This is a genomic window from Nocardioides sp. Root1257 (assembly GCF_001425175.1).
Taxonomy (GTDB): domain Bacteria; phylum Actinomycetota; class Actinomycetes; order Propionibacteriales; family Nocardioidaceae; genus Nocardioides.
The window spans coordinates 780,396-801,504 of record NZ_LMDV01000008.1 but is presented as its reverse complement, the minus strand read 5'-3'; the positions used below and the strand labels follow the sequence as shown (position 1 = coordinate 801,504).

Sequence of the window (21,109 nt, the reverse complement as noted above, 5' to 3'; positions counted from 1 at the left end):
GGTGCACCGGGGCCCTTCGTCATGTCACGGCGTCAGCGAGGCAGGCCGAGCGACGCGGCGCAGCCCGGCCAGGCGCCGTACCCGCCCGAGGCGTCGCGGACCTTGGTCGCGATCGCGATCTGCGTCTCGCGGCTGGCGTTGCTCGGCAGGCCGGAGCCGCCGTTCGCCTGCCAGGTGCCGAGGTTGAACTGCAGGCCGCCGTAGTAGCCGTTGCCCGTGTTGATGGCCCAGTTGCCGCCGGACTCGCACTGCGCGAGCCGGTCCCAGACCGTGTTGCCGCCAGCGAAGTTGGTGCTCGCCGCCTTGGTGCCGACGTTGACGATCTCGTCGACGGGCTGGCGCTGCACGTCCTGCTGGACGACCTTCTTCACCGCGATCTCGCCGTTGCGGTAGACGATCCGGTAGGTGACGTCGCGCAGGCCGGTGCGGCCGTCGCGGACGACGGAGGTCTCGCCCTCGTACATCGAGTCGTCGTCGCGCTCGACGGTGCCGAAGTCCATCACCTCGCCGTCGACGTGCTTGCGCACGACCTTCACGTTCGTGAAGACGAGCTTGTCGCCGTCCTCGAGGACGTGGTCAACGGCGGGCTTGGTCTCGTCGTGCTTGCCGACCTGGACGCCCATGTCCTCGAGGGCGTCCTCGACGGTGAGCGCGGTGAGCGTGCGGTGCACCGGCTTCTGGTCGCCGATCTCGATGACCAGGTCCTTGGGGGTGACCACGTCGAGGGACATGCCCTTGCGGTCGATCTCGCCGCCGCGGCTGGCCGACAGGTCGGCGCCGGCGTACCGCTGGCCGATCTCGTCGAGCGCGCGGGAGACGGTGGTGGAGGTGACCCAGTACGTCGTCGGCTTGCCGTCGACGCTGACCTCGAACGGCCGGGCGAAGTGCACCGAGATACGGGTGCCGTCGGTGATCGCCTGGTCGACCGAGGGCTGGACCTCGTCCTTGCCGGTGAGCTCGACGCCCTGGGCGTCGAGGACGTCACCGACCGTGCCGCCGAAGGCGGACACCTGCTCCGACTTGCCGTCGAGAGTGAGGGTCACGGTCTTGCTGAGTGCGGTGTAGCCCCACGTGCTGCCAGCGACCGCGAGGACGACCACCGTTGCGAGGGCGATCATCAGGGGGCGGCTGGTGGTGATGCGGTGCAGCTTGCTGGTGTGTCCGTTGTCGGGCACGATTCTCCGAACGCCGTGCTCCCCGGGCCTCGGGCTGCAGACGGGCCCCGAGGCATCCGTCGACAGGGTGGAAATGGTGTCCCGATCCCGGCTGTCAGTGGTTCAGACCACCAGCCTTCCCTGTTGATTGCAAACTGAACTGGTCATATTTCGGTACGTCGTGATCGGGATCTCGACGGTAAAGTCGCCGCGTGCCAGCCCCGTCGCGCCCCGTTTTCACGCCTCTGACCAGCGGAAACGGCGTCTCGCTGATGTCCGCGACCGCCGGTCCGGACCTCGTCGCCGCCCGCTGGCTCGAGATCGAGTCCTCCGCGTCGGGGACGGCGGTCTCGTACGCCGACCCGGCACACCCGTCCGCGGCGTACGCGACCCGGGTGGTGGTGCGCCGGCCGGCCTCCGGCTTCTCCGGGACGCTCGTCGTGGAGTGGCTCAACGTGAGCAGCGGCTCGGACGCCGCACCCGACTGGACCTACCTCGCGGCGGAGCTCGTGCGCCGCGGCCACGCCTGGGTGGGGGTCTCCGCGCAGTTCATCGGCGTCGAGGGTGGGGCGGTCGCCGTGGACGCCGGCGCCGGCCCGTCGGGCCTGAAGGCCGTCGACCCCGAGCGGTACGGCGCCCTGTCGCACCCGGGCGACGCGTACGCCTACGACATCTTCACCCAGGTCGCCCGGGGCCTGGCCGCCGACCTGGACGCCTCGTGCGTGCTGGCGGTCGGCGAGTCGCAGTCGGCGTTCGCGCTCACGACGTACGTCAACGAGGTGCACGCGCGCACCGGTCTCTTCGACGGGTTCCTGGTGCACAGCAGGCCGGGGGCGGCGATGCCGCTCGGCGAGCCCGGCTCGGGCATCGACATCGGGGCGCGGATCGGCGCCCGGCCGACGCCGGTGCGCGACGACACTGACGTGCCGGTGATCGTCGTGCAGACCGAGGGCGACCTCTTCGGGCGGATCGCCTACCTGCCCGCGCGCCAGCCCGACTCCGAGCGCCTGCGGCTCTGGGAGGTCGCCGGCGCCGCCCACGCCGACGCGTTCCAGATCGGTGGGTTCGAGTCGTTCCTCGGCTGCCCCGACCCCGTCAACCGCGGCCAGCAGGCGTACGTCGTACGCGCGGCTCTGCGGTGGCTGGAGTCGTGGGCGCGGGGTGGTGATCCCGCCCCGTCGGCGCCGCGGCTGTCGATCGTCGACGGCGCGTTCGAGCTCGACGAGGTCGGCAACGTGGTGGGCGGCGTGCGGACGCCGGTGGTCGACGCTCCTGCTGACGTGCTCTCCGGGTACGCCGCCCCCGACGCATCGCCGATCTGCGCCCTCTTCGGGCGGACCCTGCCCCTGCCGCACCCGATCTGGGACTCGCACGAGGACTACCTCACGGCGTACGCCGCCGCCACAGACGCCGCGATCGGGGACGGCTTCGTGCTGGCCGAGGACCGCGACGCCGTGCTGGCGGAGGCGCGGTCGGCGGCTCCCAGGGATACCCGGTCAACCGGCACTTCGTGAACTTGTCGGGCTTTGCAGAGGCCAACAAGTTCAGGGATACCCGGTCAACCGGGTATCCCTGGGACTACCTACCAACCCCCGCCGAACGCCGCGAACGTGTTGGCCTCGAGAGCGGCGCACAGCTCACCCAGGTCGTCGCCCCGGACGGACGCCATCGCGCGGACCGTGAGCGGCACCAGGTAGGAGCCGTTGACCTGGCCGCGGTGCGGTGCCGGCGTGAGGTACGGCGCGTCGGTCTCGACCAGGACGCGGTCGAGCGGGGCGATCGCGAGCGCGTCGCGGAGGTCCGAGGCGTTCTTGAAGGTCACCGTGCCGGCGAAGGAGAGGTGCGCCCCACGATCGAGGCACTCCCGCGCGAAGGCGGCGTCGCCGGAGAAGCAGTGCATCACCCAGCGCTCGGGCACGCCCTCCGAGTCGAGCACCCGGAGCACCTCGTCGTGGGCGTCGCGGTCGTGGATCACCAGGGTCTTGTCGAGCCGCTTCGCGAGGTCGATGTGCCGGCGGAACGACTCCTCCTGCACGGCCCGCCCCTCCTCGCCGGTGCGGAAGAAGTCCAGGCCGGTCTCCCCCACCGCCCGCACCTTGTCGTGGGCGCCGGCCAGCGCCTCGATCTCGGCCATCGCCTCGTCGAGCGACGGCAGACGGGGCGCCTCGTTGGGGTGCAGCGCGACGCCCGCGACGAGGGGGTCGTACGCCGCAGCCGCCTCGACCGCCCACCGCGCGCCCGGCAGGTCGCAGCCGATCTGCACGATCCGGGGGACGCCGACGGCGGCGGCCGCGGCCAGCGCCTCCACGACGGGTACGGCGGGGTCGTCGCCACGGGCGATGTCGAGGTGGCAGTGGTTGTCGACGACGGGGTGCGGCAGCGGCTCGGGCGACGGGGGCTGCGTCATGCACCGACCTCGGAGGCCAGCACCCGCTCGATGATCGCGGCGGCGCAGTCGTCGGGCGCCTGGGTCGGGATCCAGTGGCTGACGCCGCTGAGCTCGAGGAACTGGTACGGCGCGTCCACCCAGTCCCTGGTCGCCTCGGCACCGCCGCGGGTGATCGCGATGTCGCGGTCGCTCCACAGGAACGTCGTCGGCACGGTGGTCTTGTGGTCCGTCGCACCAGGCTTCATCAGTGGCAGCGCGCGGTACCAGCCGAGGGCGTGCGGGAGCGCGCCGTACTCCACGATCTCCTGACGGAACCGGGTCACCTCGTCCGCGGTCATACCGGCCTTGCGCATGCTCTGGTCGAAGCGGCCGCCGGGCTTGCGGGCGGTCAGCTCCGGCAGCACCGGGATGTTGAACATCGCCATGTAGCGCGAGCGCCGGCGCTGGCTCTTCGTCTTCATCGCCCGCGCGAACGCCGCCGGGTGCGGCACCGAGACCGCCGTCCAGCTGGCCACCAGGTCGGGGCGGCGCATCGTGACCGCCCAGCCGACCGCGGCGCCCCAGTCGTGCCCGGCGAGGTGGACCGGGCCGCCGATCCGCTCGATCAGCGCGACGACGTCGCCGACCAGGAGGTGCATCCGGTAGTCGCGGCGCCGCGGCGGGCGCGCGCCCGGCGAGTAGCCGCGCTGGTCGAGGGCGAAGGTGCGCATCCCGGCGTCGTGCAGCACCGGCGCGACCAGCCGCCACGTCGAGCTGCGCTCGGGGAAGCCGTGCAGCAGCACCACCGGCTTGCCGTCGAGCGGACCCTCGTCGTACACGTCGAAGCTGAGGTCGTCGTGACGCAGGGCGTGGAGGCGCTGAGTCGTCGGTTGGCTCATGAGTGTCCTTCTCCCCCGTGGGCTCCCGCATGAACCAGGTTGTAGACCTCGCGCTTCGGTACGCCGGCGCGGCGGGCCACCTCGACGATGGCCTCCTTGCGGCGTACGCCGTCGGCCTCGAGCTCCGCGACCGCGGCCAGCAGGCTGGCGGGGTCGGAGCCGACCTCGGCGTGCGGCTCGGCGCCCGACACCACGATCGTCACCTCGCCACGCACGCCCTCGGCGGCCCAGGCGACCAGGTCGCCGAGCGGCCCGCGGCGCACCTCCTCGTGGGTCTTGGTGAGCTCGCGGCAGACCGCAGCGGCGCGGTCGCCACCCCAGGCCTCGGCCATCGCGGCCAGGGCGGCCTCGGTGCGGTGCGGCGCCTCGAAGAAGACCATCGTCCGCTGCTCGTGCAGGAGGTCGGCGAGGCGCCGGGACCGCTCCCCCGCCTTGCGCGGCAGGAAGCCCTCGAAGCAGAACCGGTCGACCGGCAGCCCGCTGACCGCCAGTGCCGTGAGCACCGCCGACGGGCCGGGCACGGCGGTGACCTGCACGTCGTGCTCGACGGCCGCGACCACCAGCCGGTAGCCGGGGTCCGAGACGCTCGGCATCCCGGCGTCGGTCACCAGCAGCACCCGCTCGCCGGCGAGGAGCGCCTCGAGCAGCACCGGGGTGCGCGCCGACTCGTTGCCCTCGAAGTAGGACACGACCCGGCCGGCGATGGTGACCCCCAGGTCGCCGGTCAGGCGGCGCAGGCGCCGGGTGTCCTCGGCCGCGACCACGTCGGCCGTCGCCAGCTCCTCGGCCAGCCTCGGCGGCGCGTCGGCGACCCGCCCGATCGGCGTGGCTGCGAGGACGAGCACGCCGGCGTCAGGAGTCACGTCCTAGAGTCTTCCACCGTGACGACCGCCGCGCCGCCTGAGCCTCCGCAGGAGCGTGTCGGCCTCTCCACCAACGCGGCAGGTCGCGCCGTACCGTCCGCGTGGCAGCGGGCCCGGGGCCGGATGAGGGCCGAGGACCCGTTCGTGGGCTGGGCGAGCAGCATCGCCGTCGCCCTGCTGGCGCTCTTCCTCCGGCTGTGGAACCTCGGGAAGCCGCACGAGTTCGAGTTCGACGAGACGTACTACGCCAAGGACGCCTGGTCGCTGCTGCACTACGGCTACGCCCGCGACTACGTCGAGAAGGCCAACGACCACATCCTCGCGGGCCAGACGACCGGCCAGTGGAAGACGACGCCCGAGATGGCCGTCCACCCCGAGGTCGGCAAGTGGCTGATCGCTCTCGGCGAGAAGGCCTTCGGGATGGACCCGTTCGGCTGGCGGATCGCCGCGGCCGTCGTCGGCGCGCTGATGGTCCTCGTCATGTGCCGACTCGCCCGGCGCCTCACCGGGTCGACGCTGCTGGGCTGCATCGCCGGCCTGCTGATGTGCTTCGACGGGCTGCACTTCGTGCTCTCCCGGCTCGCGCTGCTCGACATCTTCGTCGCGTTCTTCATCCTCTGCGGCGTGCACTGCATCGTGGCCGACCGGGACTGGTACCGCGCCCGGATGGCCCGCCTCGTGCCGGAGCAGATCAACGACTCGCGGGCCTGGGGGCCCGTACGCCGCCTGCTGTTCCGGCCCTGGCTGCTCGCCGCCGGCGTGTGCTGGGGACTGGCGTGCGGCAGCAAGTGGGAGGCGCTCTACCCCATGGCGGCCTTCGGGCTGCTGGCCTGGATCTGGTCGGCCGGCGCCCGGCGCTCGTTCGGCGTCCGCTGGTCGGTGCCGAAGTCCGTGCTCGCCGACGGCATCCCGGCGTTCGTCCACATCGTGGTGGTCGGCTTCCTCGTGTACGTCGCGAGCTGGACCGGCTGGCTGATGAACGCGCACACCTACGAGCAGCACCTCTCCGCGACGCAGTACACGCACTACGCCGGCGGCCAGGACTGGCCGACCCGCACGGAGCCGGACGCGTCGGGCCTGGGCGAGGTGACCCAGTCGCTGCGGTCGCTCTGGTACTACCACCAGGACGTCTACGACTTCCACACGCACTTCCTCAACGACAGCACCCACGACTACGCCTCCAACCCCGGCGGCTGGCTGCTGCTCAACCGCCCCGTCGGGGTCGCCGCGGACACCGACATCCAGCCCGGAACACAGGGCTGCAACGCCCCCGCCGGCAGCGACTGCCTGCGCCAGGTGCTGCTGCTGGGGTCGCCCGCGATCTGGTGGGCGGGCTGCCTGGCCGTGCTCTTCGCGCTGCTGATGTGGATCGGCGCCCGCGACTGGAGGTACGGCGTCGCGGTCGTCGGAGTGGCGACCACCTGGTTGCCCTGGCTCCAGTACGACGACCGGCCGATCTTCTCCTTCTACGCGATCATCACCCTGCCGTTCCTGGTGCTCGCCCTGACCCTGGCGATCGGCCGCATCCTCGGACGCTCCACCGCGCCCAGCCCCCGCCGTACGGCAGGCGTCGTCGTCGTCGGCGCCTACCTGGTCCTGGTGCTCCTGAACTTCGCCTGGTTCTGGCCGATCTGGACCAACCAGCTGCTCACCCACAGCGAGTGGCTGGACCGCATCTGGTTCACGCGCTGGATCTAGCGCCGTGTCGGTGGGTGAGGTGCGAGCGAAGCGAGCCTCGAAACCACCTAACCCTCACAGCTCGAGCTGCCCCGCCACCCACGCCCACATCCGGTCCCGCTCGTCGTCGCCCGTGCGGGTACGGCGCAGCAGGTGGGTCGGGCGTGGCTGGCGGTCGTGCCAGAGGCGACCGCCCTCGGGGGCCGGCGACGTCGCCGAGAGCCACACGGTCGTCTCGGCACCTCCGGCGGCATCGCGCAGCAGCGGCCCGGTGAGCTTGCGGAAGGTCGGCAGCGACTCGGTGACGCCGGGGGTGTCCGCCCAGCCGGGGTGGGTGGCGTGGACGTCGATGCCCCAGGGGCTCCAGCGCTGCTGGAGGACCGGCAGCAGCTCGACCTGGGCGCGCTTGCTGCGGGCGTAGGCGGTGGTCGGCGAGTAGTCGCCGTCGAGGTACTCCGGGTCGTCGGCGCGCAGCCGCTGGCCGTACATCCCGCCCGAGGTCACCAGGATCACCCGGCCGCCGCGGAGCCGCTCACTCATCAGCTCGGTCATCAGCACCGGCGCGAGCACGTGCAGCGCCATCGTCATCTCGTGGCCCTGCGGCGACTCGGTCCGAGTCGGTGGCATCGCGCCGGCGTTGTGCACCAGCACGTCCACGTGGTCGTCGGCCGACCCGGCGAACCGGCGTACGTCGTCGAGGTCCGCCAGGTCGCAGCGCTGCACGTCGAAGCGGGCCAGCGGCAGCCGGCCCTGGATCTCGCGCACCACCGCGGCGCCCTTGTCGGTGTCACGGACGACGAGGACGACCTCGGCGCCGAGCCCGGCGAGGCCTTCGGCCGTCGCGATCCCGAGGCCGCTGCTGGCCCCGGTGACGAGCGCCCGCTTGCCTGCCAGCGCGTCGGGAGGCGCGTCGGCGGGCCACGTCGACAGGTGCCGTCGTACGGCGGGGCCGAGCCGGGTGTAGCCGGGGGCGACCGTGCGGTCCATCAGGGTGTCGATGATCGACGCGAGGCGGGGCATGCTCTGAACGTATCCACCAGCCCGTGCCAGCATGTGCGCGTGACGTCATGGCAGCCCGGTTGGGCGGAGTTCCCCCCGGCCCTCCTGGAGTTCTGGACCGAGCGGCACCTGTGCACGCTGACCACGCTGCGCGCCGACGGCAGCCCGCACGTCGTGCCGGTCGGGGTGGCCCTCGACGTCGAGCAGCGCTGCGCCTGGGTGATCACGAACGGCCCCTCCCACAAGGCGCACCAGGCCGCCGCCGACGGGCGCATCGCGGCGTGCCAGGTCGACGGCGCCCGCTGGTCGACGATCGAGGGCACCGTCGAGGTCCGGTCCGACGAGGAGTCGGTCGCGCGGGCAGTGGAGCGGTACGCCGCGCGCTACCGCACCCCGAGGCCGAACCCCCAGCGGGTGGCGCTGCGGATCGAGGTGGACCGATTCCTGGTCTCGAGCGGGCTCGTGTGAGGATCTCCCCCATGCACGGCCCAGAAGACCAGCTCAGCGACCTCGACCGGGAGATCCTGGCGTTCGAGGAGGACTGGGTGTCCCACGCCGGGACGAAGGACGAGGCCGTCCGCGCGCGGTTCGACCTGACCCCCACCGGCTACCACCAGCTGCTCAACCGGCTGATCGACCTGCCTGCCGCCGAGGCGCACGCCCCGCGGCTCGTCCGCCGACTTCGCCGGCGGCGGACCGCTCGCCACGAGGAGCGCAGCGCCCGACGGTCCGCCACCAGCTGAGTCGTCCTAGGTCGTCGCGAACCACCGGCTCAGCGCCGGCACCCGGCGCAGCACCAGCTGGTCGAGCAGCAGCACGACGAGCAGCGACAGGCCGAAGAACGGCAGGAAGACGCCGAGCGCGACCAGGCCGACCACCAGCAGCGGCGTCGCCTTGAGCGGCATCCGGCCACGGGGTGCGCCCAGCGTCGCGCCTCCCCTCGGCCGGCGCCGCCACCACATCAGCGGGCCGCTGAGGCACATGAAGATGATCGCCAGGCACATCAGCGCGCTCCCCCAGAACGACCACAGCCCGAGGCTGCGGCCCTCGTGGAGGCCGATGCCCTGCGAGACCACCTTGGCCAGCGCCGGGTAGTCGTCGAAGCCGTACGTCGAGACCACCTCGCCGCCGTACCGGTCCACGTGCACGGTCCGCTCGTCCGACGGTGCGTCGAACGCGTAGCCGATCACCGAGTAGACGCCGGAGGCGTCGTCGGCGGCCGGGACCGCGACCGTCATCGGGTGCCGCAGCCCGGCCCGGTCGGCGACCGCGATCGCGGTGTCGACGTTGGCCACGCTGCGCTCGCCGTCCGTGGGCGGCGTCGACGACGGGACCTCGGACTCCTGCTGCGCCCACGGGATGTCCTTCGCGTGGGAGTGCGGCAGCGACTCGTCGAGCGTCGAGCTCGGGTTGCTGACCGCGCCGTGGTCGAGGCTCCACATCGAGGTGCCGCGCTCGGTCGCGAGGGTCTGCACCTTGGCGCCCCAGAAGTCGGTCCACGGCAGGCCGCTGACCAGGAGCGTCAGCAGCCCGACGCCGGCGACCGCACCGACCGCGCCGTGCCGCCAGCGCAGCCGCGCGCCCGTCCGGCCGACCTTGCGGGCGCGCCGCCGGGCCCGGAAGCCCCGCACGAAGAGGTAGTAGCCGGTCAGCGCCATCACGATCGCCCAGCAGGCGCCGAGCTCGAGGACGTAGCCGCCCCACCTGCTGCCGGTCATCAGGTCGGCGTGCAGGCGGATCGCGGTGCCGGACACCGTGGTGTCCGGGTTCAGCGACCCGAGCACCTTCGGCCCGTAGGGACTCACGTAGACGTCGCGGCTGGCGCCGTCGGCGGTCACGACCGACACGACGGTCGGGCTCTCGTCGTTCTTCGGCTCCGTCAGGGACACCACGGTCGAGCCGGGGTACGCCGAGTCCACCACCGCGAGCTGCTGGAGGTAGGGCTGGGCGACCGCGTTGGCCGGCGGGTCGACCTTCATCAGGTCGGGGTGCAGCAGGGGCTCGAGCTGGAAGCGGAAGAGGTAGATCAGGCCGGTGGTCGCCAGGAGCAGCAGCACCGGGACGACCAGGAAGCTGGCGAAGAAGTGCCACCGCCACACGGCACGGAACCAGCCTCCGGAGCCGGGCTTGCGCGCCGGACGGTCCGGTCGTGGTGGTCGGGATGGGTCGTCGGGGTCGCGCCGGGGCGCGAGGACGTCGGTCATGGGTCTCCTCGGAAGATGTGGGCGCGCGGGAACGCGCGAGTACGCCGCGACCACAGGCGGTCCGGCGTGGGGTGCTGGTGTCAGGCAGCCAGCAGAGGAGGCCCGCGACGGGAGTCGGGGCGGACCAGCCAGACCGAGCGCGGTCCGGCGGGGGCGAGCACGGCGTCCAGGAAAGTCAGCCGGGGAGCGCGGACGACGGGTCGGAGCGCCCAGGTCGCGGCGAGGATGCGGCGGCCGGTCAGGGCGAGGACCGTCCAGAGGCAGCGCTCGCCGTACCCGAGCCAGAGGCCGACGAGGGCGGCGACGACGAGGTGGGCGACCATCATCGGCGCGTGTGCCGACAGGTCGCCGATGAGGTGCCCGACCGGCAGCGTCGGGGCGAGACCGCCCGGCTGGTCGCTCGCGCCGGTGTAGGCGTCCTGGAGCGACCCGAGGCGGCGGCCGTCGACGACCGGGAGGCTGCTCATCGCGCTCGTCCGGGTGGCCACCGCTGCGGCGGTGCGATCACCGGCGTGGCCGGCCGTCACCGAGAGCACCAGGTGGAGCAGGGTCTGGCCGCCGACGAGCATCGCCACGATCCGCGTGGTCGAGGCCGGCCTGCTCAGCATCGGGGCGCTGAGCAGCACCGACATCGCCAGCATGACCGCCAGCAGGAGCGGGCCGGGCAGGAGACCGTCGGCGCTCACGTGACCGACGACGCCGAGGAAGAACGCCAGGGAGCCCATCAGCAGCGCGCGCAGCCAGAGCACGCACGCGTCGATCCGGGCCTCCACGGCGCTCATCTTCCCACGCGGGCGTCAGACGCCTGCTTCGGCGTACGGACGCTCGGCGGCCGGCTCCTCGACCCACGACTCGTCCAGGTCGCGGCCGCGGGTCTCCGGCAGCAGCTGCGCGCAGACGAGGCTCAGCGCCGCCACCGCGGTCGCGTACGTCGCGACCAGCCACAGGCTGCCGTCGCCCCGCGAGACGAGCCACGCGGCGATCAGCGGGGTGAAGCCCGAGGCGACGACGCCGGAGACCTGGTAGAGCGTGCTCAGGGCCGAGTAGCGGTAGCGGGTGTCGAAGAGCTCCGACCACCACGCGGCCAGCGGACCGTAGACGGTGCCGTAGAGGACGCCGAGACCACCGACGAAGACGGCGAAGATCGCCCACCGGTTCTCCGAGTGGAGCAGGGCGGCGGCCGGGAACGCGAACAGCAGGGCCAGCCAGGCGCCGAGGCGGTAGACGGGCTTGCGGCCGACCCGGTCGGAGACGGCGCCCGACAGGATCACCAGCCCGACGCCGAGCAGCGCGCCGACCATGATGCCGTCGAGCGCCCACGACTTCGGGAGCTCGAGGTTGGTGACCACGTAGGCCAGGAAGTAGACCGAGAACAGGTTGAACGTGAAGCCCTCGACGAACCGCGTGCCCATGCCGAGCAGCAGCGTCCGCGGCTGGGCCGCGATCAGCTCCTTGACCGGCACCGCGGCGATCTCCTTGCGCTCCTGCACCTCGCGGAACGCCGGCGTCTCCATGACGCTCAGCCGGATGTAGGCGCCGATGGCGAGCAGCACGATGCTCAGCAGGAAGCAGGCCCGCCAGCCCCACGCCAGGAACTGGTCGTCGGGCAGCTGGCTCGCGATCGTGAACGCACCGGCGGCGAGGAAGAGGCCGCCCGGCACGCCGATGTGGGCGAAGCTGCCGAAGAAGCCGCGTCGCTCCGCCGGGGCGTACTCGACCGCGAGCAGCACGGCGCCGCCGTACTCACCGCCGACGCCGATGCCCTGCAGGATGCGCAGCACGACGAGCAGGACCGGGGCCCAGAGGCCGATGGAGTCGTACGACGGGAGCAGGCCGATCAGCGCCGTGCCTAGCCCCATGATCAGGAGCGTCAGCAGCAGCATCTGCTTGCGCCCGATCCGGTCCCCGAAGTGCCCGAAGATCAGACCACCGACCGGCCGGGCCAGGAAGCCGACGGCGAAGGTGCCGAAGGCCGCGAACTGAGCGGCGGGTCCGTCGAGCCCGTTGAAGTAGAGCTTGTCGAAGACCAGGCCGGCGGCCGTGCCGTAGAGGAAGAAGTCGTACCACTCGATGGTGGCTCCGACCGCCGAGGCGAGCGCCACCTTGCGGGGCGTGGGGGCGGGCATGGGTCCTCCCGAGGAGATGGAGCTGCTTAAGTGGACTAGTTCAGTACACCAACGGCACTACCCTGCAGAGGTCACGCCAAACCCGTCAGCCCAGCACCACCAGCACGCCGACCACGACGCCGGCGGCGGCCAGCAGCGCCGTACCGAACGGTCGCCAGCCCGGCGCGCCGGCGAGCAGGACGGCGACCAGACCGGCGAACACCGCGCTCACGGCCAGGGCCAGGTCGGCGGCGCCGTACCGCCAGACGGCCGTCAGCAGCAGGCCGGCCGGCACGCCCAGCACCGCTCCCGGGACGGGGCCGGGCGGCGGACGGTCCGGGACGACGGGTCGCTCGAGCACCCGTCGATCATGCCCCGGAGGCATCTAGGGTTCAGGCCGTGCCCTACCTCGACCTCCTCGGCCACCCGACGTACCACGAGATCCAGGGGGCCGGGGAGCCGCTGCTGCTCCTGCACGGTGGCTACGCCACGCTCGAGAACCTCCGCCACCTGGGCGACTTCCTGGCGACGGAGTACGCCGTGCACGCGCCCGAGCGGGTGGCGCACGGGCGCACCGCCGACCGGGACGGACCGCTCAGCTACGCCGCCGCACTGACGGAGACGGTCGCCTACCTCGATGCCGTCGGGCTCGCGTCGGTCCACGTGATCGGGTTCAGCGACGGCGCGATCCTGGGCCTGATGCTGGCGCTCGAGCACCCGGCGCGGGTCCGCTCGCTGGTGTCGATCAGCGCCAACATCGACCCGAGCGGCTTCGTCTCCGACGACGAGGCCGAGCACACGATGAGCGCGGAGGCCGCCGCCCGACTCGACCGGGAGTACGCCGACCTCTCGCCCGACGGCGCCGAGCACGGGCCCGTCGTCATCGAGAAGCTCACCCGGATGTGGCTGAACGAGCCTCGGATCACCCCCGAGGTGCTGACGACGATCCGGGCGCGGACGCTGGTCGTCGCGGGCGACCACGACATGGTCCGGGCCGACCACACGCTGACGATCGCCCGGAGCATCCCCGGCGCCCAGCTGGCGATCGTTCCCGCCGCTGGTCACCTGGTGGCCAGCGACCGGCCCGACGTCGTCGGCCCGATGGTCCGGACGTTCCTCCGAGATAGCCCGGACTGACCACGCCCGAGGGCACATGCGGGTCTGGGCGGCACCGCCGTGGCGTGCGTAGCGTGAGGGCTCGACTCGGGAGCACGCATGGAGCACATCGCCATCCAGGACGATCCCCAGGTCGAGGCCGTGCCCGAGGTCGATCAGCCCGGCTCGGCTCCGCCTGGACCGCTGCCGCTGCCCGCCGTACGACGCTCGCTGCAGGTGGGTGCCTGCGACGATCCGCACGAGCACGAGGCCGAGCGGGTGGCGGCCGACGTCGTCGCGGCGCTCGGGGACCCGCTCGCCACGCTGCGCCGACTGCCGTCGGCGGAGTCAGCGGCGTCGGGCGGACCGGCGGTGCGCGTCGGTGCCGCCGGCGGGGAGGCACCGGAGCTGGTGGACCGCCTCGTCGCCCGCGCCGGGAGCACCGGGCACGAGCTCTCGGGCCAGGTGCGTCGGTCCTTCGAGGAGGCGATGGGCGCCGACCTCGGCCACGTGCGGGTGCACACGGGGCCGGACGTCGACGCGGGCAGCCGCAGCATCGGCGCCCGCGCCTTCACGGTGGGTCGCGATGTCTTCTTCCGCGACGGCGTGCCCGACACCTCGACCCCGGACGGTCAGCGGGTCGTCGCGCACGAGCTCGCCCACACGCTCCAGCACAGTCCCTCCGTCCAGCCGATCCGTCGGCTCAAGGACGGCACCCCGGCCGACGCCGACGTCGACGAGGCCCGGATCAAGGCGGAGACCTCGCCGGAGGTGCTCGCAGCGTGGAAGGCCAAGGCCAGCTGGGACGAGGACGACCTGGTCGCCCTCATCGACGCGCGCGTGACCGAGCTCAAGGAAGGCAAGGCGGCCGACGCGAAGGCCGCCGCGGCCACGAAGCGCAAGGACGAGGTCCAGGCGACGGTCACCACCGCGATCGCCAACTACGACCCGGTCGTCGACGCCGACCTCAAGGGCCTGCTCGCCAACGCCAAGATGAAGGACACCGAGCGCAGCGCCTGGTTCTTCCTGGCCGCCGCCGCGAGCGAGTCCGCCCGCACCCCGGCCCAGGTGCTCGCACTCCTCCAGTCCGACGAGGTCGCCCTCGAGGCCTTCATCTACGGCAACGGCGCTCCGGGCGGAGTCGCCGCCACCACCGTCGCCCAGGCGCTGGCGGTCTCCGCGGCCTGGGCGGGGCTCGCGAAGATCACCGCCACGATCGGCGCGCTCGACGGCATCTGCGCCCAGGTCACGGCCGGCCGCATCAAGGGCCAGTACCAGGAGTACCGCAAGGCGAAGGCGACCTCGACCAACGGCGGCAAGTTCATCTTCGCCCGCCCGGACCCCAACCGGGCGTTGGCTCCGGTCCAGTTCCACGTCCACCTCGGCCGTGCCGTCGACCTCAACAACGCCGGCTTCAAGGTCGGCAAGGACGGACCCCGGCAGGCGGTGTCCGGCGCTCAGTACGCCCAGGTGAAGAAGGCGCTCGACGCCGTCAAGGCGTGGCCGGCGGAGTAGCCGCGCGCAGCGCGGCCAGCGCCGCGTGGGGGTCGGGGACGGTGATGGTCACCGTGCGACCGTTGGTCAGCCGGAGCCGCAGGGCCGGGCCGGTGCGCACGGTGCACACCGTCCGCCAGGGGGTCCACCAGAACCCGTAGCTCACCGCCCACCACGGGACCTCGACGACCGAGGCCTCGCGGATGTCGCCCAGCGCGTACGTCGCCCGCGGCCAGCCGAGGACACCCCAGTGCATGCTCACGCCGTGGGAGCCGCTGGAGGCGCGGACGTCCGACGCGGTCGCGACCTCGGCCAGCAGACCGACCAGGGCGAGCACCGCGAGGAGGACGACTGACCGATCGATCGAGCCGGACGAGCTGGCCAGCCCGATCAGGGGCACGAGCAGGAGCCCGCTGATGACGACGCTCGTCCAGTTGGTCGCGCGGCCGGTGTAGACAGTCGTGTTCATGACAGCTCCTTGACGAGGGTGATGACGTCGGACGAGTCCAGCCCGTAGCGCCGGGCGAGGTCGATGGCCGCCTGGACGGCCTGCCGGACCGGGACGAGATCGCCGGCGTCGGCGGTCGCCGCGACCCGGGCACCGCGCCCGCGGCGGAACTCGAGGACGCCCGCGTCGCGGAGCTGCCGGTAGGCGGCCAGGACGGTGTTGCGGTCCACCGAGATCGCGGCGGCGAGCTCGGCCGCCGGCGGCAGCTGCTCCCCCACCACCAGCTCCCCGCTGTGCAGGCCGCGCACCACCGACGCCGCCACCTGGTCCTGCAGGCGCTGCTCCGAGGAGTGGTCGATGATCCATCGCATGGTGCTAATAGTACTAGCACTATTCGCTGTTGACCAGGGTCTTCGACCGGTCGTCCGCCGCCGCCTGAGCAACGTTTGGTCACCAAGCGCAGGTCGGGAGCGCTCCCAGGCACGCTTGGTGACCAAACGTGTGGCGGCCGCGGCTCAGCCGGGCTGCGGCAGGATCACCGTCGCCGTCATGGCGGCGGTGTGGTCGCACGCGATCGCCGGGTGCGGATCGCCGTGGCTCGAGTGCCGGTCCCCGCAGCACAGGCGCAGCTGACCGTACGCGCGCCGGGTGAGCTCCTCGACGATCGACAGACCGAGGCCGGCACCGGGTCGTGCCCTCGCCTCCGCTGATCGGCTGAACCGCTCGGTGGCACGGTCCATCAGCTCGGGCGTCATCCCGGGGCCGGCGTCGGTGACCTCGATGACCGTGTACGACGAGTCGTCCGCGGCCGCCGTCCGGACCCGGAGGTGCACCGGCGGCGCGCCGTGCGCACCGGCGTTGTCGATCAGGTTGGTCAGGATCCGGGCGAGCGCGTGCGGGTCGATCGCGGCGTGCGCCGAGGCTTCCGGCAGGTCGACGGTCAGCTGGTCCGCGTCGTCCTGGTGCACATGCATCCGGTCCGCGACGACGGCCCGGACGAGCTGGTCGACGTCGACGTCCGCGGTGCCGGCGCCGGACGCCTCGCCGAGGGCGAGGAGCTGGCTGGCGAGGTGGGTCAGGCGGTCGACGTCGACGGCGAGCTCGCCGAGGACGGCCTCGTGCTCCGCCACGGTCCGGGAGCGGCGGAGGGCCAGCTGGATGCGGCTCTTCAGGAGAGTGAGCGGCGTGCGGAGCTCGTGGCTGGCGTCGTTGACGAAGCGGCGCTCCTGCTCGAGGGAGCGCTCCAGGGCGGCCAGCATGTCGTTGAGGGTGTGCCCCAGACGGGTGACCTCGTCGTCCCGGTCGGGGGGTACGTCGAGACGCAGCCCGTCGGCCCCGCCGGCGATCTCGGCGGCGCGGCGCCGGTAGCGCTCGACCGGTCGGAGGGCGGCGCGGGCCAGGACGTCGCCGACGATCGCGGCGACGGCCAGCGCGCCGGCGCCGGCGAGGGCGAGCTGCAGCAGCAGCTCGCGCAGCGCCTCGTCGCGGTGGTCGCGCCGCACGCCGACGACCAGGAAGTGACCCGGAGTCGCCAGGGCGGTGACCTGGACCCGGTAGGGCTTGTCCGCGATGGGGAGCAGCTTGCCGATGTCTCGGGTCAAGGCTCCGGAGCCGGCTCGGTCGAGGTCTGACGACGTCACGAGCGCGGCCGCCGGGGCGGTCCCCCCGGAGTCGAGCACCGCGCCGGTCTCGTCGAGCACCTGCCACCCGGCACCGGTCGCGTTCGCCGCCTCGGGTAAGCTGACCTGACCCGAGGCGTCGACCAGCGGCGTGATGACGGCAGTGGCCTGGTCGAGCTCGGTGTCCAGGCCGCGGTCGAGGGCGTACTCGACGCGCCAGTAGACGAAGGCCCCGGCGGCGGTCAGCAGCACGAGCATCGCGGCCACGAACCCGGCCACGAGCCGCACCCGCAGCGGCAGCCGGCTCACGGAGCGGATCCGTCCGCGGGGTCGACGCGGTAGCCGGCACCCCGGACGGTGGTGATGGTGCTGGTCCCGAACGGGCGGTCGATCTTCGCGCGGATCGACGCGAGGTGGACGTCGATGACGTTGCTGCTCAGGTCGGTCTCACCGTCCCAGACCTCGTCGAGGATGGTGTAGCGGCTCACGACGCGGCCCGCCCTCGAGACGAGCAGGTGCAGGATGTCGAACTCGCGGGCGGAGAGGTCGACCTCGGTGCCGGCCCGCGAGACGCGCCGGGCACCGGGGTCGACGACCAGGTCGTCGACCTCGACGACCTCCTGCTCGCCGTACGTCGAGCGCCGCACGAGCGCACGGAGCCTGGCCAGCAGCTCGTCGAGGTCGAAGGGCTTCGGCAGGTAGTCGTCGGCGCCGGCATCGAGACCGTCGATCCGGTCGCGGACATCTCCGCGCGCGGTCAGCATCAGTACGGGTGTGGTGACCCCGAGAGCCCGCAGCCGCCGGCACACGCTGATGCCGTCGGCGCCCGGCAGCATCCAGTCGAGCAGCAGCACGTCGTACGGGAGGCCGTCCGGGAGGGCGCGGCCGTAGGCAGCGGTCCCGTCGTGCACGACCTCGACCTCCCACCCCGCCTCAGCCAGCGACTGGGCCAGGAGCTCGGCGAGGCGACGGTCGTCCTCAGCCACCAGCACCCGCACTCCGGCTCCTCTCGTCGGGTCGTCGTCGCGTCCCACCCTGCACCCTCGCGCCCGGGTTCATCGTCCCTTCATGTGGCAACTCCTACCGTGCGGCGCATGAACGAGCTACTGGCAGTGGAAGCGGTCGGAGTGAGCAAGTCCTTCGGCTCGGTCCGTGCGGTCGACGACGTGACCGTCCGCGTCGCCGCGGGCGAGGTGTACGGCGTCCTGGGGCCCAACGGCGCCGGCAAGACCACCTTCCTGCGGATGCTGTTCGGGCTGATCCGGCCCGACGCGGGGACCATCCGGGTGCTCGGGCGGACCTGGGCTGACGACGGCGTCGGCGTCCTGGACGGTGTCGGCGGCTTCATCGAGAGCCCGAGGTTCTACCCGTACCTGACCGGCCGGCAGAACCTCGAAGGCCTGGCACTGCTGGACGGTCGCACCCGACCCGGCCTCCTCGAGGAGCTGCTCGAGCTCGTCGAGATGACCGACCGGGCCGACCAGAAGGTCGGCGGCTACTCCTACGGGATGCGCCAGCGTCTCGGCGTCGCCGCGAGCCTGCTGCGCGAGCCGCAGCTGCTGGTCCTGGACGAGCCCGCCAACGGCCTGGACCCCGCGGGCATCCGCGACATGCGTGCTCTGGTGAAACGCCTGGCCGACAGCGGGCTGACCGTGCTGCTGAGCTCGCACGACATGGCCGAGGTCGAGGAGATCTGCGACAACGTCACCATCATGAAGCGCGGCACGGTCGCGTTCCACGGCACCATCGCCAAGCTGCGCACGATGGCACCCGACCCCGGCCACGTCCTCGCCACGACGGACGACGAGCGCGCCCTCGCGCTGGCCGCGCAGCATCCCGCGCTCCACGTGGCGCGCGCCCCCGACGTACCTCTCACCGTGACCGGGCCGCAGCCGGAGGTCGCGGCGTACGTCGCGACGATCGTGCGCGCCGACATCGGCCTGGTCGCGTTCAACCAGACCCAGACACCCTTGGAGGCGCTGTTCTTCATGCTGACCGACGACACCACCCACCAGACCCTCGACCGTCCGGCCGAGCTCGCCGAGGTCGCCGAGGTCGCCCGATGAGCGCCCTCACCGCCCAGCCGGCGCCGACCGGGAGTCGGTCCGTTCCCCGGCGGCGCCCCGGACTCCTCGCCCCGCTGCGGTGGGAGGTCCGCAAGCTGCGTGCGCAGGTCCGCGCCAAGGCGGTCCTCATCGGCGCCCTCGTGCTCCCCGTGATCGTCGTGGTCGTCATCCACGGACAGTCCCGCCCGCCGAAGGACACGCTCTTCGGCCGGTTCGCGACGGTGAACGGGTTCGCCCTGGCGTTGCTCGTCCTCGGCTTCGCCGCCCAGTGGGTCCTGCCCCTGCTGACCGCGGTCGTCGCCGGCGACGTCTTCGCCAGCGAGGACCAGCACGGCACCTGGAAGACCGTGCTGACGCGCTCGACCAGCCGCGGCCAGCTGTTCTGGGCCAAGACGCTGACCGCGTCCGGGTTCGCGGTCCTCGTGCTGGCCGTGCTGGCCGCGTCCACCATCGTCTCGAGCCTGCTCATCGTCGGGCACCAGCCGCTGATCGGCCTGTCCGGGCAGACCATCCCAGCCGGCGAGGCACTCCGTCTGGTGGCCGCGAGCTGGGCGAGCATGCTGCCAGCAATGCTCGGCTTCACCTGCCTGGCGATCCTGCTCTCGGTGTGGTCCCGCAACCCCGCGGTCGGCATCGCGGCACCGGTCGTCATCGGCATGGTCATGCAGCTCGTCGGCGCCCTCGGCGGCGTCGAGGCGATCCGCCCGTTCCTGCTCACCACACCGTTCGAGGCCTGGCACGGCTTCTTCGCCGATCCCCACTTCACCGGGCCGCTGACCGAGGGGCTCATCACCAGCGCCGTCTGGTGCGCGATCTCCCTCGGAGCCGCCTACGTCATGCTCCGCCGACGCGACATCACTGGAGGCTGAACACCATGCGTCGAACCATCCTCGTCATCCTCGCGGCCCTGGTCGCAGTCGTCGCCCTCGGCTCGGCCGTCATCGCCACCAGCGGCGACAGCAGCACGGTCACCCGGCCCCGCCTGGAGCGCTCACTCACCACCACCTTCGCCAACGTGTACGCCGAGCAGGCCCGCATCCAGGGGCGCACCGGCGTCACGCCAGCGTCCCTGCACGCCCAGGCCATGTGCGACAAGGCCGGCGCCGAGAACAAGGACGTCGGCCCCGGCGGCGACTGGAACTGCCTGATGAGCTGGACCGACCCCGAGGTCCCCATGCCGCCCGAGGGCTACGGCAAGTTCGAGCTCAACGTGCACAGCAACGACTGCTACACCGCGGCCGGACCCAGCAAGCTCACCGGGTTCCTCACCATGACCGACGCCAGGGGGCGCACCGTCACCAACCCCGCCTTCGAGTTCGACGGCTGCTTCGACCCCCACAGCTCCAACACCCCGACCGGCGTCGTCTTCCCGTCACTCCTCAATGTCGCCAGCACGGTCGTCACGCCGGACGCACACGGCAGGGCCGGGCTCCAGGTCACCTGCGGCAGCGGTGACCAGGGGTGCGCAGGCTCCGTCGCCGTGAGCGCCGGGGACACGAAGCTCGGGACGATCCCCTTCCGGCTCGCGGAGGAGTCCACCGCAACGCTTCCGCTTCCGGCCGCCGTCCCCGCCGGCACGTCGGAGGTCACCTTCTCCGTGCGGGTGGACACGGGCGCCGGGCCGCCGAAGCCCGTCACCCTCCCCGTGCAGGGCCCGTGACCGGGACCGGGCGGCGAGGCACGCCGTAGGGTCGACGAGGTGGAGCGACTCCTCGTCCTGGCCGGCGCGGGGCTCGCGCTGTGGGCTCTCAGCTGCCTGCTGATGGTGCTCTTCGCCTCACGCCTGCCCGACGGGCTGATGCGCCAGGTCGCGGAGTTCCTGCCCTCGTGCGTGACCGCGGCGCGGACCCTCCGCACGGACCCGGCCGTGCCCCGCCGGGCGAAGGTCGCCCTCCTCGTCGCAGTCCTCTGGGTCGTCTCCCCGATCGACCTGCTGCCCGAGTTCCTGCCGGTCATCGGTCCTCTCGACGACGTCGTCGCCGTGATCCTGCTGCTCCGGTACGCCGCGCGGAGCATCCCGCGGGACACGTTGCTCGCGGCCTGGCCGACCGACCCCCGGCTGCTCGAGCGCCTCCTCGGTCGCGAACGCGCCGTGTCCGACGACGAGTAGGCGGGGAT

The 21,109-nt window shown here is 72.5% G+C and carries 23 protein-coding genes; 10 read left to right on the top strand and 13 right to left on the bottom strand.

All coding sequences use genetic code 11. From position 1 onward, the window contains the following. Window positions 1-32: 32 nt before the first annotated feature. Entirely contained in the window at window positions 33-1,175 is a 1,143-nt protein-coding gene (locus ASC77_RS11875; RefSeq protein WP_056152626.1) for a resuscitation-promoting factor, read from the bottom strand. A gap of 191 nt (window positions 1,176-1,366) precedes the next feature. Between ASC77_RS11875 and ASC77_RS11870 the strand changes: the two genes are divergently transcribed. Beyond that, window positions 1,367-2,668, top strand: coding sequence for an alpha/beta hydrolase domain-containing protein (locus ASC77_RS11870; RefSeq protein ID WP_414813177.1), 1,302 nt, complete (start codon window positions 1,367-1,369; stop codon window positions 2,666-2,668). 68 nt (window positions 2,669-2,736) lie between these two features. Here ASC77_RS11870 and ASC77_RS11865 read toward each other — a convergent pair whose 3' ends face one another. Genes ASC77_RS11865 through rsmI form a run of 3 tightly spaced genes read right to left on the bottom strand, consistent with a single transcriptional unit; the run spans window position 2,737 to window position 5,284 of the window. Further along, window positions 2,737-3,561: a TatD family hydrolase gene (locus ASC77_RS11865; protein ID WP_056152620.1), complete on the bottom strand. Its 825-nt coding sequence runs from the start codon at window positions 3,559-3,561 to the stop codon at window positions 2,737-2,739. After that, entirely contained in the window at window positions 3,558-4,421 is an 864-nt protein-coding gene (locus ASC77_RS11860) for an alpha/beta fold hydrolase (RefSeq protein ID WP_056152616.1), read from the bottom strand. Before ASC77_RS11860 ends, ASC77_RS11865 begins: the two co-directional genes overlap by 4 nt. Next, entirely contained in the window at window positions 4,418-5,284 is an 867-nt protein-coding gene (rsmI, locus tag ASC77_RS11855) for a 16S rRNA (cytidine(1402)-2'-O)-methyltransferase (protein WP_056152613.1), read from the bottom strand. The genes ASC77_RS11860 and rsmI overlap by 4 nt, the downstream gene beginning before the upstream one ends. Window positions 5,285-5,302: 18 nt before the next feature. Between rsmI and ASC77_RS11850 the strand changes: the two genes are divergently transcribed. Next, complete coding sequence (locus ASC77_RS11850) at window positions 5,303-6,982, top strand: dolichyl-phosphate-mannose--protein mannosyltransferase (RefSeq protein WP_235547604.1); 1,680 nt, start codon at window positions 5,303-5,305, stop codon at window positions 6,980-6,982. A gap of 54 nt (window positions 6,983-7,036) precedes the next feature. Here the strand turns inward: ASC77_RS11850 and ASC77_RS11845 are convergent, their stop codons facing one another. Continuing rightward, window positions 7,037-7,981, bottom strand: a complete 945-nt coding sequence (locus ASC77_RS11845; protein ID WP_056152611.1) for an SDR family NAD(P)-dependent oxidoreductase — start codon at window positions 7,979-7,981, stop codon at window positions 7,037-7,039. A gap of 39 nt (window positions 7,982-8,020) precedes the next feature. On the opposite strand from ASC77_RS11845, the gene ASC77_RS11840 reads away from it, so the two are divergent. Both ASC77_RS11840 and ASC77_RS11835 read left to right on the top strand, forming a co-directional pair. Then, window positions 8,021-8,428: a pyridoxamine 5'-phosphate oxidase family protein gene (locus tag ASC77_RS11840; protein ID WP_056154056.1), complete on the top strand. Its 408-nt coding sequence runs from the start codon at window positions 8,021-8,023 to the stop codon at window positions 8,426-8,428. Window positions 8,429-8,439: 11 nt separating this feature from the next. Beyond that, window positions 8,440-8,703, top strand: a complete 264-nt coding sequence (locus ASC77_RS11835; protein WP_056152608.1) for a DUF3263 domain-containing protein — start codon at window positions 8,440-8,442, stop codon at window positions 8,701-8,703. A 6-nt stretch (window positions 8,704-8,709) separates the two neighbouring features. On the opposite strand, the gene ASC77_RS11830 is transcribed toward ASC77_RS11835, so the two are convergent. The 4 genes from ASC77_RS11830 to ASC77_RS11815 form a co-directional block, all read right to left on the bottom strand. Beyond that, the gene (locus ASC77_RS11830; protein ID WP_056152603.1) at window positions 8,710-10,164 is read right to left on the bottom strand and encodes a PepSY-associated TM helix domain-containing protein; all 1,455 of its coding nucleotides are present in this window, start codon (window positions 10,162-10,164) and stop codon (window positions 8,710-8,712) included. 80 nt (window positions 10,165-10,244) lie between these two features. Next, a complete protein-coding gene (locus ASC77_RS11825; protein WP_156391043.1) occupies window positions 10,245-10,946 on the bottom strand; it encodes a hypothetical protein in 702 nt (233 codons plus the stop codon). A 15-nt stretch (window positions 10,947-10,961) separates the two neighbouring features. Beyond that, window positions 10,962-12,290: an MFS transporter gene (locus tag ASC77_RS11820; protein ID WP_056152597.1), complete on the bottom strand. Its 1,329-nt coding sequence runs from the start codon at window positions 12,288-12,290 to the stop codon at window positions 10,962-10,964. A gap of 85 nt (window positions 12,291-12,375) precedes the next feature. Beyond that, on the bottom strand, window positions 12,376-12,630 hold the full coding sequence (locus ASC77_RS11815) for a hypothetical protein (protein ID WP_056152594.1): 255 nt from the start codon (window positions 12,628-12,630) through the stop codon (window positions 12,376-12,378). Between the two features lie 38 nt (window positions 12,631-12,668). Between ASC77_RS11815 and ASC77_RS11810 the strand changes: the two genes are divergently transcribed. Both ASC77_RS11810 and ASC77_RS11805 read left to right on the top strand, forming a co-directional pair. Next, window positions 12,669-13,406 carry an alpha/beta fold hydrolase gene (locus tag ASC77_RS11810; RefSeq protein ID WP_056152588.1) on the top strand — a complete coding sequence of 246 codons (738 nt, stop codon included), beginning with the start codon at window positions 12,669-12,671 and terminating at the stop codon, window positions 13,404-13,406. A 78-nt stretch (window positions 13,407-13,484) separates the two neighbouring features. Further along, on the top strand, window positions 13,485-14,879 hold the full coding sequence (locus tag ASC77_RS11805) for a DUF4157 domain-containing protein (protein ID WP_056152585.1): 1,395 nt from the start codon (window positions 13,485-13,487) through the stop codon (window positions 14,877-14,879). Here ASC77_RS11805 and ASC77_RS11800 read toward each other — a convergent pair. From ASC77_RS11800 to ASC77_RS11785, 4 genes are all read right to left on the bottom strand, one after another. Next, complete coding sequence (locus ASC77_RS11800; RefSeq protein ID WP_056152582.1) at window positions 14,857-15,327, bottom strand: hypothetical protein; 471 nt, start codon at window positions 15,325-15,327, stop codon at window positions 14,857-14,859. The two genes, ASC77_RS11805 and ASC77_RS11800, sit on opposite strands and share 23 nt — an antisense overlap. Then, window positions 15,324-15,677, bottom strand: coding sequence for a GntR family transcriptional regulator (locus tag ASC77_RS11795; protein ID WP_082574647.1), 354 nt, complete (start codon window positions 15,675-15,677; stop codon window positions 15,324-15,326). Before ASC77_RS11795 ends, ASC77_RS11800 begins: the two co-directional genes overlap by 4 nt. A gap of 144 nt (window positions 15,678-15,821) precedes the next feature. Next, window positions 15,822-17,234, bottom strand: coding sequence for a sensor histidine kinase (locus ASC77_RS11790; RefSeq protein ID WP_235547602.1), 1,413 nt, complete (start codon window positions 17,232-17,234; stop codon window positions 15,822-15,824). Next, window positions 17,231-17,959 carry a response regulator transcription factor gene (locus ASC77_RS11785; RefSeq protein ID WP_235547600.1) on the bottom strand — a complete coding sequence of 243 codons (729 nt, stop codon included), beginning with the start codon at window positions 17,957-17,959 and terminating at the stop codon, window positions 17,231-17,233. The genes ASC77_RS11790 and ASC77_RS11785 overlap by 4 nt, the downstream gene beginning before the upstream one ends. A 60-nt stretch (window positions 17,960-18,019) precedes the next feature. Between ASC77_RS11785 and ASC77_RS11780 the strand changes: the two genes are divergently transcribed. Genes ASC77_RS11780 through ASC77_RS11765 form a run of 4 tightly spaced genes read left to right on the top strand, consistent with a single transcriptional unit; the run spans window position 18,020 to window position 21,101 of the window. Beyond that, a complete protein-coding gene (locus ASC77_RS11780) occupies window positions 18,020-18,991 on the top strand; it encodes an ABC transporter ATP-binding protein (RefSeq protein WP_056152573.1) in 972 nt (323 codons plus the stop codon). Further along, window positions 18,988-19,860 (top strand): ABC transporter permease, encoded by an 873-nt coding sequence (locus ASC77_RS11775; RefSeq protein ID WP_056152569.1) that lies wholly within the window; start codon window positions 18,988-18,990, stop codon window positions 19,858-19,860. Before ASC77_RS11780 ends, ASC77_RS11775 begins: the two co-directional genes overlap by 4 nt. Before the next feature lie 5 nt (window positions 19,861-19,865). Beyond that, window positions 19,866-20,651 carry a hypothetical protein gene (locus ASC77_RS26615; RefSeq protein ID WP_056152567.1) on the top strand — a complete coding sequence of 262 codons (786 nt, stop codon included), beginning with the start codon at window positions 19,866-19,868 and terminating at the stop codon, window positions 20,649-20,651. Window positions 20,652-20,690: 39 nt separating this feature from the next. Continuing rightward, the gene (locus ASC77_RS11765) at window positions 20,691-21,101 is read left to right on the top strand and encodes a YkvA family protein (RefSeq protein WP_056152564.1); all 411 of its coding nucleotides are present in this window, start codon (window positions 20,691-20,693) and stop codon (window positions 21,099-21,101) included. Window positions 21,102-21,109: the final 8 nt, after the last annotated feature.

Bases quoted from the DNA above. Each gene is read 5' to 3' on its own strand.
- ASC77_RS11800 (WP_056152582.1), bottom strand. From the start codon at position 15,327: ATGAACACGACTGTCTACACCGGCCGCGCGACCAACTGGACGAGCGTC.
- ASC77_RS11860 (WP_056152616.1), bottom strand. From the start codon at position 4,421: ATGAGCCAACCGACGACTCAGCGCCTCCACGCCCTGCGTCACGACGAC.
- ASC77_RS26615 (WP_056152567.1), top strand. From the start codon at position 19,866: ATGCGTCGAACCATCCTCGTCATCCTCGCGGCCCTGGTCGCAGTCGTC.
- ASC77_RS11835 (WP_056152608.1), top strand. From the start codon at position 8,440: ATGCACGGCCCAGAAGACCAGCTCAGCGACCTCGACCGGGAGATCCTG.
- ASC77_RS11820 (WP_056152597.1), bottom strand. From the start codon at position 12,290: ATGCCCGCCCCCACGCCCCGCAAGGTGGCGCTCGCCTCGGCGGTCGGA.
- ASC77_RS11845 (WP_056152611.1), bottom strand. From the start codon at position 7,981: ATGCCCCGCCTCGCGTCGATCATCGACACCCTGATGGACCGCACGGTC.
- ASC77_RS11775 (WP_056152569.1), top strand. From the start codon at position 18,988: ATGAGCGCCCTCACCGCCCAGCCGGCGCCGACCGGGAGTCGGTCCGTT.
- ASC77_RS11825 (WP_156391043.1), bottom strand. From the start codon at position 10,946: ATGAGCGCCGTGGAGGCCCGGATCGACGCGTGCGTGCTCTGGCTGCGC.
- ASC77_RS11795 (WP_082574647.1), bottom strand. From the start codon at position 15,677: ATGCGATGGATCATCGACCACTCCTCGGAGCAGCGCCTGCAGGACCAG.
- ASC77_RS11830 (WP_056152603.1), bottom strand. From the start codon at position 10,164: ATGACCGACGTCCTCGCGCCCCGGCGCGACCCCGACGACCCATCCCGA.
- ASC77_RS11780 (WP_056152573.1), top strand. From the start codon at position 18,020: ATGAACGAGCTACTGGCAGTGGAAGCGGTCGGAGTGAGCAAGTCCTTC.
- ASC77_RS11805 (WP_056152585.1), top strand. From the start codon at position 13,485: ATGGAGCACATCGCCATCCAGGACGATCCCCAGGTCGAGGCCGTGCCC.
- ASC77_RS11865 (WP_056152620.1), bottom strand. From the start codon at position 3,561: ATGACGCAGCCCCCGTCGCCCGAGCCGCTGCCGCACCCCGTCGTCGAC.